General features: G+C 68.8%; 13 protein-coding genes. 7 read left to right on the top strand and 6 right to left on the bottom strand.

Features of this window, described 5'->3' with window-relative positions; genetic code table 11:
* The coding region (locus ACFPZL_RS05865) for a hypothetical protein (RefSeq protein ID WP_382334872.1) at nt 1-289 on the bottom strand (289 nt) is incomplete at its 3' end.
* Nucleotides 290-301: 12 nt separating this feature from the next.
* A complete protein-coding gene (locus ACFPZL_RS05860; protein WP_218116315.1) occupies nt 302-574 on the bottom strand; it encodes a hypothetical protein in 273 nt (90 codons plus the stop codon).
* 133 nt (nt 575-707) lie between these two features.
* On the opposite strand from ACFPZL_RS05860, the gene ACFPZL_RS05855 reads away from it, so the two are divergent.
* The 5 genes from ACFPZL_RS05855 to ACFPZL_RS05835 all read left to right on the top strand — a co-directional run bounded on the left by ACFPZL_RS05855 (nt 708) and on the right by ACFPZL_RS05835 (nt 4,822).
* Complete coding sequence (locus ACFPZL_RS05855) at nt 708-1,085, top strand: cold-shock protein (RefSeq protein WP_218116316.1); 378 nt, start codon at nt 708-710, stop codon at nt 1,083-1,085.
* The gene (locus ACFPZL_RS05850) at nt 1,078-1,986 is read left to right on the top strand and encodes a DUF3027 domain-containing protein (RefSeq protein ID WP_218116317.1); all 909 of its coding nucleotides are present in this window, start codon (nt 1,078-1,080) and stop codon (nt 1,984-1,986) included. Before ACFPZL_RS05855 ends, ACFPZL_RS05850 begins: the two co-directional genes overlap by 8 nt.
* Before the next feature lie 63 nt (nt 1,987-2,049).
* Complete coding sequence (locus tag ACFPZL_RS05845) at nt 2,050-2,751, top strand: response regulator transcription factor (RefSeq protein WP_218116318.1); 702 nt, start codon at nt 2,050-2,052, stop codon at nt 2,749-2,751.
* Nucleotides 2,752-2,756: 5 nt separating this feature from the next.
* Nucleotides 2,757-4,241 (top strand): sensor histidine kinase, encoded by a 1,485-nt coding sequence (locus ACFPZL_RS05840; RefSeq protein WP_218116319.1) that lies wholly within the window; start codon nt 2,757-2,759, stop codon nt 4,239-4,241.
* A 344-nt stretch (nt 4,242-4,585) separates the two neighbouring features.
* Nucleotides 4,586-4,822, top strand: a complete 237-nt coding sequence (locus ACFPZL_RS05835) for a hypothetical protein (protein WP_382334870.1) — start codon at nt 4,586-4,588, stop codon at nt 4,820-4,822.
* Here the strand turns inward: ACFPZL_RS05835 and groL are convergent.
* The 3 genes from groL to ACFPZL_RS05820 all read right to left on the bottom strand — a co-directional run bounded on the left by groL (nt 4,819) and on the right by ACFPZL_RS05820 (nt 8,788).
* On the bottom strand, nt 4,819-6,435 hold the full coding sequence (gene groL / locus ACFPZL_RS05830; protein WP_382334868.1) for a chaperonin GroEL: 1,617 nt from the start codon (nt 6,433-6,435) through the stop codon (nt 4,819-4,821). The genes ACFPZL_RS05835 and groL overlap by 4 nt on opposite strands.
* A gap of 227 nt (nt 6,436-6,662) precedes the next feature.
* Nucleotides 6,663-7,247 carry a LytR C-terminal domain-containing protein gene (locus ACFPZL_RS05825; RefSeq protein ID WP_218116321.1) on the bottom strand — a complete coding sequence of 195 codons (585 nt, stop codon included), beginning with the start codon at nt 7,245-7,247 and terminating at the stop codon, nt 6,663-6,665.
* Between the two features lie 425 nt (nt 7,248-7,672).
* Nucleotides 7,673-8,788: a heme/hemin ABC transporter substrate-binding protein gene (locus ACFPZL_RS05820; protein WP_218116322.1), complete on the bottom strand. Its 1,116-nt coding sequence runs from the start codon at nt 8,786-8,788 to the stop codon at nt 7,673-7,675.
* Nucleotides 8,789-8,965: 177 nt separating this feature from the next.
* Between ACFPZL_RS05820 and ACFPZL_RS05815 the strand changes: the two genes are divergently transcribed.
* Together ACFPZL_RS05815 and ACFPZL_RS05810 are read left to right on the top strand one after the other, a co-directional pair.
* Nucleotides 8,966-10,033, top strand: coding sequence for a FecCD family ABC transporter permease (locus ACFPZL_RS05815; RefSeq protein ID WP_218116323.1), 1,068 nt, complete (start codon nt 8,966-8,968; stop codon nt 10,031-10,033).
* Nucleotides 10,033-10,851, top strand: coding sequence for a heme ABC transporter ATP-binding protein (locus ACFPZL_RS05810; RefSeq protein ID WP_218116324.1), 819 nt, complete (start codon nt 10,033-10,035; stop codon nt 10,849-10,851). The genes ACFPZL_RS05815 and ACFPZL_RS05810 overlap by 1 nt, the downstream gene beginning before the upstream one ends.
* 66 nt (nt 10,852-10,917) lie before the next feature.
* On the opposite strand, the gene ACFPZL_RS05805 is transcribed toward ACFPZL_RS05810, so the two are convergent.
* Entirely contained in the window at nt 10,918-11,868 is a 951-nt protein-coding gene (locus ACFPZL_RS05805; RefSeq protein ID WP_218116325.1) for an HtaA domain-containing protein, read from the bottom strand.
* Between the last annotated feature and the right edge of the window lie 75 nt (nt 11,869-11,943).

Here is an 11,943-nt window from a genome sequence, read left to right as displayed (position 1 = left end):
CCCCGACCTCTGGCAGCAGTACCGCTCGCCCGTCTTCGAGCCCGCGCAGACCCAGCCGGCGCAGCTCGTCGTCGTCGCCTTCGGCTTCGCCGCGCAGGACGGCGAGCGAGGTCCGGTCGAGCCCCCGGAGCACGGCCGTGATCGAGTCCGGGCGGAGCAGTTCGAGGGCGAGTGCCAGCGGATTGTCGACCGAGCGCAGCGCGGCGACCGGGCGCGCGGCGAGCAGACCGCGCAGCTCGTCGCGGTCCATCGCCGCGATCGAGGCGGCCAGGCGAAGCGTGCCGCTCACCGGGTCGACCCGCTACTCCCGAGCCGCCCCGCGTGCGGTGCGGCCGCGACGGGTGAAGCTGATGACGAGGAGGGCGATCAGCAGCACGAAGCCGATGGGGAGCCCGTAGAACGCGATCCAGGTGACGACCTGCCAGAGCCCGTCGGCGAGCAGCTCCCTGCCGCCGCTCAGTCCGACGATCAGCGTCACGAGGTAGGAGAGCACGGCGACCCCGATGATCGAGATCGAGGTGTAGGCCAGCAGCCGCTCGACCAGGGTGAACTTCGGGGATTCGTCGGTGGGCATCTTTCCGATTCTAGTCGTCCTGGCTGGGTCGCCCCGTCCGGGCCGGAACCGAGGTCGGTACGCCTGATCGTCCGGGCGAGAACCGTACCCGCTGTCGATAGACTGAAGCCATTGAGACGGAAGGGCGTGCGGCATGCCGAGCGGCAAGGTCAGGTTCTACAACGAGGAAAAGGGCTTCGGCTTCATCCAAGGGGATGATGGTCAGGAGGTGTTCCTGCATGCCTCGGTGCTGCCGCAGGATGCGGAGGTGCGTCAGGGGACGCGCCTCGAGTACGGTGTGGCCGAGGGGAAGCGCGGCCCGCAGGCGCTCTCCGTGCGCCTGCTCGAGACGCCGCGCCTGTCGAAGCGCGACCGGAAGTCCGCTGACGAGATGGCCCTGATCATCGAGGATCTGGTCAAGCTGCTCGACGGTATGGGCGAGCGGTTGAAGCAGGGCCAGTACCCCGAACGCGCGCAGTCGCGCCAGGTCGCGACCATGCTGCGCAGAGTGGCGGACGACTTCGATGTCTGAGTTGCTCGAGCAGCCCGACGACATCGAGCGCGACACCGCCGACGTCGAGCGCGACACCGCCGACGCGGCAGAGATCGTGGCCGACGCGGTGCTGCTCGGCGCGCGCGAGCTCGCCCGCGAAGCGCTCGCCGACATCACGGACGCGCAGACGATCGGTGCGGACGACGGTCACGAAGCGCACGAAGCGCACGTGCTCACGCTGTTCTTCGAATGCCGACTCCCGGGGTACCCCGGCTGGCGCTGGGCGGCGACGCTCGCCCGCATCGACGAGACCGCGGCACCGACCGTGCTGGAGGTGGAGCTGCTGCCCGGCGAGGGTGCCGTCGTCGCCCCGGAATGGGTGCCCTGGTCGGAGCGACTGGCGCAGTACCGCGAGTCCCAGGCACGGCAGGCGGCCGATGAGGCCGCTGCAGCCGAGGCCGCGGCAGCGGAACTGGCGGACGAGGACGAGGTGGATCCGGCCGAGGATCTGCTCGACAACGATTTCAGCGACTACGAGGACGAGATCGACGGCGTCGATCTCGAAGCGGGAGCCCGCGCCGGCGACGAGGGATCGGACGACGACTCAGCTGAGGATTCGGACGGCGACCCTGACGATGACGACGACGATTCGGATGACGACGACGACCTCGAGGACGACGATCTCGAGGATGACGACGACGCTGATGAGGATGACGAATCAGACGAGGACGACGACCTCGACGACGATTCCGACGACGACTCGGATGATGAGGACGACGCCGACGAGGTGGACGAGGACGGCTTCGCCGATCTCGACGAGCACGACCTGCACGACCACGGGGACGACGACGATCTGCTCGGAGACGAGTCCGCGGCCGAGTCGGACGGCGACGATGATGACGACGCCGACGCCGCCGAGGAGGGTGACGAGGACGACTAGCGGCGCACGACGCGTCCCGAATCCTTTCAGCGACCTCATAGCGAACGGTCAGATACTGTCAGTATGAACGCGCAGAACAAGGGTCCCCGCATCCTCATCGTCGACGACGAGCCGAGCATCCGCGAGCTGCTCAGCACCAGCCTCCGCTTCGCCGGCTTCGGCGTACGGGCGGTCGCCAACGGCGCGCAGACGATCTCGGCCGTGCTCGAGGAAGAGCCCGATCTCATCATCCTCGACGTCATGCTGCCCGACATGAACGGCTTCAGCGTGACTAAGCGCCTCCGCAGCGCGGGCTACACCGCACCGATCCTGTTCCTCACGGCGAAGGACGAGGTCGAGGACAAGGTGCAGGGGCTCACGGTCGGCGGTGACGACTACGTGACCAAGCCGTTCAGCCTCGACGAGATCATCGCCCGCATCAAGGCGATCCTGCGCCGCACGATCCAGGAGAACGAGGAGGCCGTCATCGAGACCGGCCCGATCGTGCTGGATCAGGACACCCACGAGGTGAGCGTGGACGGCACGCCGATCGAACTCAGCCCGACCGAGTTCAAGCTGCTGCGCTACCTCATGCAGAACGCGAACCGCGTGCTGTCGAAGGCGCAGATCCTCGACCACGTCTGGGAGTACGACTTCAACGGCGATGCCGGCATCGTCGAGTCGTACATCTCGTACCTGCGCCGCAAGCTCGATCCGCTGACCGAGGAGTCGCTGATCCAGACCAAGCGCGGCTTCGGGTACATGCTCAAGGTCGACGCGAAGTAGTACCGGTGGACCAGGCCGCTCCCCCTGAAACGAAGTCGCGGCCGACCGCCGAGTCGCGATGGGCGGACGTCTCGCTGCGCACGAAGATCACCGGCGTCACGGTGTTCATCCTCTCGCTCGGCCTGATCGTCGCCGGCATCGGAACGCAGTCGTTCCTGCGCCCGCAGCTCATCGCGGTGCAGGACGCGGAGCTCCGGCAGGTGGCGAACAGCCCGGCCGACGTGCTCGGTCCTGGCGCCGACACGGGCGCACTGACCGGCGCGGACGTGAAGAACGCCGTGGGGCGGTTCTATGTGGCCGTGCTGGATCTGACCGGCACGATCTCGACCGACAACTCTCGCGAGGGCAGCAGCACCGTGCTGCCGAACGTCCCGGAGATCACGCCGGATTGGGCGCAGAGCCACTCCGGGAAGCCGTTCGGGATCACCGCCTCCGACGGGATCGAGTGGCGCACGATCGTCATCCCCATGATGTCCAGCCAGGGAGACGGCCTCGGCGGCACTCTGCTCATCGCCTCGTCCACCGCGAACACGAACCAGCTGATGAACAAGTTCACGCTCGTGTTCACCGGATTCAGCCTCGCCGTGCTCCTGCTCGGCGCGGCGCTGACCAGGATCCTGGTCACCAACACCTTCGCTCCGCTCTTCGAGGTCGAGCGCACGGCGCTGGAGATCTCCCGGGGAGACTTCTCCAAGCGCATCCTGATCGCGAGCCCGCACACCGAGGTCGGCCACCTGGGCCAGTCGCTGAACTACATGCTCGACCGGATCGACTCCTCCTTCGACGAGCGGGCGCGCACCATCGAGCAGATGCGCCGCTTCATCGGCGACGCCGGGCACGAGCTCCGCACGCCGCTGGTCTCGGTACGCGGCTACGCCGAGCTCTACCGCATGGGAGCGCTGCAGGACGAGGAGCATGTGGGCCAGGCCATGGAGCGGATCGAGAAAGAGGCGATCCGCATGACCTCGCTCGTGGAGGATCTGCTCGCGCTCGCCCGGCTCGACGAGCGGCGGCCGCTCGAGCTCACCGAGTTGCAGCTGAATCGCCTGGCCGCCGACACCGCGATGGACACGATGGCGCAGGACCCCGACCGCGAGGTGCGGGTCATCGAAGATTCCGCGGACCCGGTCGTGACGGGCGACGAGCACAAGGTCCGCCAGGTCATGACGAACCTGATCGGCAACGCCCTGCGATACAGCCCAGAAGGCAGCCCGCTCGAGATCGCCGTCTCATCCGATCCGGCGCGCAATACCGCCAGCTTCGACATCATCGATCACGGCGAGGGCGTCCCGGAGCAGTTCCGAGAGAAGATCTTCGACCGCTTCTGGCGCGCCGACAACTCCCGCAACCGCGAGACCGGCGGCTCCGGCCTCGGCCTCTCGATCGTGCAGTCGATCATCGCCGCCCACGGGGGCTCGGTCCGCGCGACGGAGACCCCCGGCGGCGGCGCGACGTTTCGCGTCGAGCTGCCGCTGCGCGTCGAGGCCTGACGCGGCGGCGATCCGCGCGCTCGGGTCTCCGGCAGCCACCCCGCTCTTCTCTGAGTTCCTCGGTGTTCGCGTTCCTCGGTGTTCGCGCTCTTCGGCCTTCGCATTCCTCGGTGTCCGCGCTCTTCGGCCTTCGGCCTTCGGTCCTCGCGTTTCTCAGTCCTCGGTCCTCGCGTTCCCCGGCGCTCGCGCTCCTCAGTGTTCGCGATCCCCGGTGTTCTCGCTCGGGTCTCCGGCATTCAGTAAGAAATCTGCACAGCGTCAGCTGAATTCTCGAAATTTCACTGACGCAGTGCAGATTTCTGACGCTGTGCAGATATTCGCGGCGGGAACGCGAGAGGGAGAGAGTGCAGGAGGGGAAAGGGGAAAAAGCGGAAGAAGAGAAGAGAAGAGAAGAGAAGAGAAGAGAAGAGAAGAGAAGAGAAGAGAAGAGAAGAGAAGAGAAGAGAAGAGGAGAGGAGAGGAGAGGAGAGGAGAGGAGAGAAGAGGAGAAGAGAGGAAGAGTCAAGAGGAGAGGGCTCCACGAGAAAGCGGGGCCGCCCCCGAAGGAACGGCCCCGCTTCGCTGTTGCGGCTGGGACTTAGAAGTCCATCTGGCCCGGGTCGATCGCCGGGGCCGCGGCGGGCTCGGGCTTGTCGGCCACGACGGCCTCGGTGGTGAGGAAGAGGCCGGCGATCGATGCGGCGTTCTGCAGCGCCGAGCGGGTCACCTTGGCCGGGTCCAGGATGCCCTGGGCCACGAGATCGCCGTACTCGCCGGTCGCGGCGTTCAGGCCGTGCCCGGTGGGCAGGTTCGCAACGCGATCGGCCACGACGCCCGGCTCGAGGCCGGCGTTGAGGGCGATCTGGCGCAGCGGCGCCTCGATGGCGGTCTCGACGATCTTGGCGCCGACGGCCTCGTCGCCCGAGAGCGACAGCGAGCTGAAGGCGTCCTTGCCGGCCTGGATCAGGGCGACACCGCCGCCGGGCAGCACGCCCTCGTCGACGGCGGCCTTGGCGTTGCGCACGGCGTCCTCGATGCGGTGCTTGCGCTCCTTGAGCTCGACCTCGGTGGCCGCACCCGCCTTGATGACGGCCACGCCGCCGGCGAGCTTGGCGAGGCGCTCCTGCAACTTCTCGCGGTCGTAGTCGCTGTCGGTGTTCTCGATCTCGCGGCGGATCTGGGTCACGCGGCCCTGGATCTGCTCCTCTTCGCCACCGCCCTGGACGATGGTGGTCTCGTCCTTGGTGATGATGACCTTGCGAGCGGTGCCGAGCATGTCGAGGGTGGCGTTCTCGAGCTTGAGACCGACCTCCTCGGAGATGACGGTGCCACCGGTGAGGATCGCGATGTCCTGCAGCATGGCCTTGCGACGATCACCGAAGCCGGGGGCCTTGACGGCGACCGACTTGAAGATGCCGCGGATCTTGTTGAGCACGAGCGTTGCGAGCGCCTCGCCCTCGACGTCCTCGGCGATGATCAGCAGCTGCTTGCCCGACTGGATCACCGGGTCGACGACCGGGAGGAGATCCTTGATGTTCGAGACCTTGCTGTTGACGAGCAGGATGTAGGGATCCTCGAAGACCGCCTCCTGGCGATCCGCGTCGGTCACGAAGTAGGCGGAGAGGTAGCCCTTGTCGAAGCGCATGCCCTCGGTCAGCTCGAGCTCGGTGCCGAAGGTGTTGGACTCCTCGACGGTGACCACGCCCTCCTTGCCGACCTTGTCGATCGCCTCGGCGATCAGCTTGCCGATCTGCTCGTCGGCGGCGGAGATCGACGCGGTGGCGGCGATCTCGTCGGTGGTCTCGATCTCCTTGGCGTTCTCGAGCAGCTTGGCGGTGACGGCCTCGACGGCCTTCTCGATGCCCTTCTTGATGGCGATCGGGTCGCTGCCGGCGGCCACGTTGCGGAGACCCTCGCGGACCAGTGCCTGTGCGAGCACGGTCGCGGTGGTGGTGCCGTCGCCCGCGACGTCGTCGGTCTTCTTGGCGACCTCCTTGACGAGCTCCGCGCCGATCTTCTCGAAGGGATCCTCGAGCTCGATCTCCTTGGCGATCGAAACGCCGTCGTTGGTGATCGTGGGGGCGCCCCACTTCTTCTCGAGCACGACGTTGCGGCCGCGCGGGCCGAGGGTCACCTTGACGGCGTCGGCGAGGGTGTTCAGGCCCCGCTCGAGGCCGCGACGGGCTTCTTCATCGAACGCAATGATCTTTGCCATGTGTGTCCTCCTGGACGTGTCCGCGGTGGCGCCGGGCAACGGCGCCGAAGCATGAGTTCTTAGCACTCAGGGTTACCGACTGCTAACACAATCTTGGCACTCGCCACCAGAGAGTGCAAGCGGAGGGGCAAGCGCTCGCGGTCGGCGAACAGCGCGCCGGTACCCGATCGCGCCATCGCTCGGATCCGCAGCTCGGACCCTCGGCTCGGATCAGCTGCTCGGCTCCGCTATTCGGCTCCGGGACCGGCGTAGTCCGCGCCGAGCAGCACGACGAGCTGCACGCCGTACTTCGCATAGTCGTCGCTCTGGTACGTGGAGACGCCGCCGAGCTGCTTCGCGAGCCCCAGCGCGGCCGGCTCGTCCGCTTCGGTCGCGAAGAAGACGGCGGAGATCGCGACGTCGTCCGTGGCGGCGATGTCGGTGAAGCCGATCGTGCCCCACTCGCCCTCGGCGATGGCCTCGGCGACCGCATCCTGCAGCCCCTCTTCCGTCGTCCCGTTCAGCACGGCGACCGTGGCCTCCGGATCGACCTCGGCCTGGACCTGCTCAACCGGCGCCGCGGGAGACTCGCCGTCGAAGATCTCGGTGACGCTCGAGCCGATGTTCTGCACGGCGAAGATGCCCGCCGCGGTCAGCACGGCGACACCGACGAGCGCTGCGACCAGGTACTGCCAGAATCGCCGGGGTCGTATGACCAGGCGGTGCGCACCCACCCTGCGCCCGCGAGGGGGCGAGTCGAAGCGGTCCCTCACCGGTCGGGTGCGCGTATCGTTCGCGACGTCATGCGTCTCATCGACGTGCTGATCGGTCACGCGCCCTCCCCTCGATTCGGATCAGAGCAAGACTACCGCGACATCCCGCCGCCAGATGGGGATCTCCTGACAGGAATCCGGCTCTTCGCATGCGGGGTGCGGGCGAGTCCAGCACCCGCCGGTCCCGAGCAGTCGCCGCGCGATGCTGTGCACCTTTCCGGCAACGCTCCCACCTGCCCCGCCGCAGTTCTGGCTGGGCCTGCAGTTCCGGCTGACCTTTCGCACCTCTGGCCTCAGCCAGAACTGCGATCTCCTCCCGAACCGCCGAGGGAAAGAGGTTGAGGACGATCCCCGAGGGTCTCCTGCTGCCGGGTCAGGGATCCTCGCCGCGCTGTCGGCGCCCCGCCTGTGGACGCGATGGCCGTCACGCAGAGATGGGATGCATTTCCTCTCGAGCGGCGACCGCGCACGGCGCGATCCACCCCCTACAACGAGTCCGGCGCGTACACCGCGCGGGCGAGGCCGTCGATCACGTCCGGGATCCGCGTGCCGCCGGCGAAGAGCAGCGTGTCGTCGACGTCGATGATCCGGCGATGCTTCCCGGCGGCGGTGAGCGAGATGCTCGGCTGCGCGGCGAGGAGGCCGTCGACGCCGCCGGCGCTCTCGAGGCCCTGCGTCATCACCAGGATGATGTCGGGGTTCATCGCGACGAGCGCTTCCTCGGTCATCGGCTTCTCGCCGCTCCACCCGATCTCCTCGGCGACGTCGATCGCGCCGAGCGAGCGGATGAGGCTGTCCACGCCGCTGCCTTCGCCGAACAGGTAGAACACTCCGGCGGTGCCGCGCACGTAGAGGAAGGCGATCCGGGGCAGCTTCGACTCGTCGGCCGGGAGCAGGCTCCGGATCTCCGCCTCCTTCTCGGCGATCCCGCGCTCGATCGCGGCGTTCAGCTCGGCCGCGGCGTCGCCGATGCCGAGGGCGTCCGCGATCTGCTGGGCGGCGAGGTACGTGGATTCGGGGTCGACCGCGCGCTCCACGGTCACGACCGGGATGCCCGCGTCGCGCAGCTTGAGCACCACGTCCGTCGGGCCGATGCTGCCGTCGGTGATGATGAGCGTCGGGCTCAGCATGAGCAGCTTCTCGTCGCTGACGGAGTGACCGTCATGGGTGACGATCGGGATGTCCTCTGTCCCGGGGAAGTTCGTCGAGACGTCTCGGCCGACCACGTTCTCGCCGAGGCCGAAGGAGTAGACGAGCTCGCCGACCGAGCCGCTGAGCGAGAGCGGCACGATACGGGAGGTGTCGGTCACGGTCACCTCGGTCTCGATCGCGCCGTCGTGCGAGGTCACGGTGACCGGCAGATCCGCCTCCGGGGTCTGCTCGAGGGGCGGGATGCTCGGGCCGCCGATCACGGCGGTCGTGGGGCCTTCGACAGCGCGCGGATCCTCGACGGGCGTCAGCTCGGTGAGCGGCGGCAGGTCGACCTGCGCGGTCGGCCCGGTCTCGACGCCGTGCGATCCGCTCTGGCAGCCGCTGAGCGCGAGGCCGAGAGCGGTCGCCGCGAGGAGGGCGAGTGCGCGGCGGGCGCGAGAACTCCGCATCCGAGGCATGGCTTCCCTTCGTCAGACGAACAGCTTTCAGCCTAGCCGAAGCAGGTATGATGAATGGCTGGAACGCATTCAGGATTCCAGCACACGAACCCGGCACCCGAGCGCCGGCCGCGAGCGCGGATCGCCGCGACACGGGCCGACCGTCGAGAAAGCAGCACCCTCTCGCGCATGAACGCACGCAGCAGCTCGCCTCAGCCCGGTCGCACGGCGCTGACCACTGCGATCTTCGTTCTCCTCGCGCTCGCCCTGCTGATCTCCGTCCTCGTGTCCGCCGGCATCGGGCAGCTCGGGATCCCGCCGCACGAGGTGCTCGGCTCGATCCTGCACCGCGTGGGCATCGACTGGCTGCCGCTCCCCTCCCACGACTACGGCGACGAGACGCTCTGGGTGATCCGCTTCCCGCGCATCGCCATGGCGGCGCTCGTGGGCGCCGGGCTCGCGGTCGCCGGCCTCCTCATGCAGGCGGTGTTCGGCAACCCGCTGGCCGAGCCGGGCATCATCGGCATCTCCTCGGGCGCGGCGGTGGGCGCGAGCCTCGCGATCGTGTTCGGCCTCACGCTCTTCGGCGAGTGGACCACCGCGGTGTTCGCCGGCCTCGCCGGCCTCATCGCGATCTTCATCGTCTACACGATGAGCCGGGCGGGAGGCAAGACCGAGGTCGTGACCCTCGTGCTCACCGGCATCGCCGTGAACGCGATCGCGGGCGCGGCCATCGCGCTGCTCACATTCCTCGGCGACACCCAGTCGCGCGAGCAGATCGTGTTCTGGCAGCTCGGCAGCCTGGCGGGCAGCCGCTGGTCGCAGGTCATGATCATCGCCCCGGTGATCGCCTTCGGCCTGCTCGCCGCCTACTTCTCGGCCCGCAAGCTCGATCTGCTCTCGCTGGGCGAGCGGAACGCCCGGCACCTCGGGGTCAACGTCGAGGTGCTGCGGGTCACGGTGATCATCATGGTCGCGCTGCTGACGGGTGCGGCCGTGGCCTTCGCCGGCATCATCTCGTTCGTCGGCCTCGTGATCCCGCACCTGATGCGCATGATCCTGGGCCCCGCCCACCTGCCGCTCGTGACCGCATCCGCCCTCGGCGGCGCGCTGCTGCTCACGCTCGCCGATCTGGGCGCGCGCACCATCGTGCCGAACGCCGACATGCCGATCGGCATGCTCACGGCACTCGTCGGAGGTCCGTTCTTCTTCTGGCTGCTGCGCCGCACGCGCCGACGCGCCGGAGGCTGGGCCTGATGGCCGGGCACGCGACGGCGCAGACCCGCCCGGCCGTGGGCGAGGCCGTGGTCTCCGCGCACGGCGTCAGCGTCGTGCGCGGTGGCCGCGCGCTGCTCGACGCGGTGTCGCTCGACCTGCACGCCGGAGAGGTCCTCGCACTGCTCGGCCCGAACGGAGCGGGCAAGTCGACACTGCTCGGGCTGCTCTCCGGCGACGTACCGCCGGATTCGGGCCGGATCGACTTCCACGGCCGACCGATCCAGGACTGGTCGCTGATCGAGCTGGCCCGCCACCGCAGCGTGCTGCTGCAGGACAACCAGATCATGTTCCCGTTCACCGTGCATCAGGTGGTCGAGATGGGGCGCGCCCCGTGGCGGCGCACGCCCCTCGAGGACGACGACAACGCGGCCATCTCCGAGGCCATCTCGGCCGCGGACATCGCTCACCTGGGCAACCGGCGGGTGCCGTCGCTCTCGGGCGGCGAGCGCGCCCGAGTGGCGTTCGCCCGGGTGATGGCGGGGCGCACCGGCGTGCTGATGCTTGACGAGCCGACGGCGGCGCTGGATCTCGGCCACCAGGAGGCGGTTCTCGGGCTCGCGCGGCAGCGCGCCCAGGCGGGGGACGCGGTGCTGATCGTGCTGCACGACCTGAATCTGGCCGCCGCCTACGCCGACCGCATCGCCCTCCTGCGCGAGGGGCGGATCGTGGCCTGCGATACCCCGGAGCGCGTGCTCACCGCCGGCATCGTCAGCGAGGTCTACCAGACCCCGGTCGAGGTGATCCCGCATCCGTCATCCGGGCACGGGATCGTGCTGCCGCTGCGCGACCCTCGCTGAGTCGGGCACCCCGGATCGAGGAACGCAGGATCCTGCGTCACCGAATCCGGCCCGCGCCGATCCGGCTTACTCGGATCCCGCCTGGTCGGCATCGGCTCCGGCCTCAGCGCCATCAGCTCCGGCCGCGGACCGCTTCCGCCCGCCGACGAGCATGCCGACGGTGACGCCGATCACCAGCAGCGCGACGGCGCCGATCCCGATCGGCAGCCAGGGAACGCTCGCCTCCGCCGAGATGGGCAGGATCTCCGCGGGCGCATCGGTCTCGGACCCGTCGGGATCCTCGGTCGTCGGCGCCTCGGATACCGGCGCCGCGGACTCGCAGCCGTCGAAGCGCAGGGAGAGCGTGAGGGGGTCGAGACTCTCGCCGGCCTCGTAGAACCCGGCGAAGGCCTTCGCCCCCGAGTTCGTGAGGACCGTCGGCATGGAGTTGAGCTCGAGCGCGTCGCCCTGGGGGTTCACCGGATCCGCGACGGTGACATCGCCGACCCACTCCTGCTCGGTGTCGACCGTCACCTCGCCCTCCATGTCGGTGCTGCGGGCGTCGAGCATGAGCGCGGCGGTGCCGTCGCCCTCGAACTCGATGGTGGGGTTCGCGAGGGTCAGGTCGAGCACGCCGTCGTGGCCCGTGAAGTGCACGGAGCCGGTGAACGAGACCCGTCCGGTGCCGGTGACCGGGTCGATCTCGCCGGTCGCGTCGCTCCACCGGAAGCTCGGCGTCTCGTAGTCGGCGCCTTCGCTCGTCTCCCAGCTGCCGTTCGCGATGCTGCCCGAGATGTATGAGCGGAAGCTCTCCTTGACCCCCCAGGTGAGCGTGCCATCGGTGATGGTGCAGGATCCCGCGGTGTCCTCCGCTGCCACGATGGGTGCGGCTGCCGGTGCGGCTCCCATCGGCGTCGCGAGCGCGGCGGCAGGTGCGGCGAGCAGCGATCCGGCGAGTACGGCACTAGTGAGCGCAGCGCCCGTTAGCGCAACACCGCCGAGGGCGGCTGCGGAACGACGGAAGGTGCGGGATGTCACGGGTGGTTCTCCTTGTTGCGAGGGCCGGGTCGGGGGCGCGCCGGGTTCGGTGCCGGATCAGGCCGCCGCGCGGCG

The organism is Leucobacter soli (genome assembly GCF_042659205.1).
Classification (GTDB): Bacteria; Actinomycetota; Actinomycetes; order Actinomycetales; family Microbacteriaceae; genus Leucobacter; species Leucobacter soli.
Note: the sequence above shows the minus strand (reverse complement) of the source record. Positions and strands in the feature narration are given on the sequence as shown.

Coding starts and splice junctions, on each gene's coding strand:
- ACFPZL_RS05860 (WP_218116315.1), bottom strand. CDS start 574: ATGCCCACCGACGAATCCCCGAAGTTCACCCTGGTCGAGCGGCTGCTG.
- ACFPZL_RS05855 (WP_218116316.1), top strand. CDS start 708: ATGCCGAGCGGCAAGGTCAGGTTCTACAACGAGGAAAAGGGCTTCGGC.
- ACFPZL_RS05850 (WP_218116317.1), top strand. CDS start 1,078: ATGTCTGAGTTGCTCGAGCAGCCCGACGACATCGAGCGCGACACCGCC.
- ACFPZL_RS05845 (WP_218116318.1), top strand. CDS start 2,050: ATGAACGCGCAGAACAAGGGTCCCCGCATCCTCATCGTCGACGACGAG.
- groL (WP_382334868.1), bottom strand. CDS start 6,435: ATGGCAAAGATCATTGCGTTCGATGAAGAAGCCCGTCGCGGCCTCGAG.
- ACFPZL_RS05820 (WP_218116322.1), bottom strand. CDS start 8,788: ATGCGGAGTTCTCGCGCCCGCCGCGCACTCGCCCTCCTCGCGGCGACC.
- ACFPZL_RS05815 (WP_218116323.1), top strand. CDS start 8,966: ATGAACGCACGCAGCAGCTCGCCTCAGCCCGGTCGCACGGCGCTGACC.
- ACFPZL_RS05810 (WP_218116324.1), top strand. CDS start 10,033: ATGGCCGGGCACGCGACGGCGCAGACCCGCCCGGCCGTGGGCGAGGCC.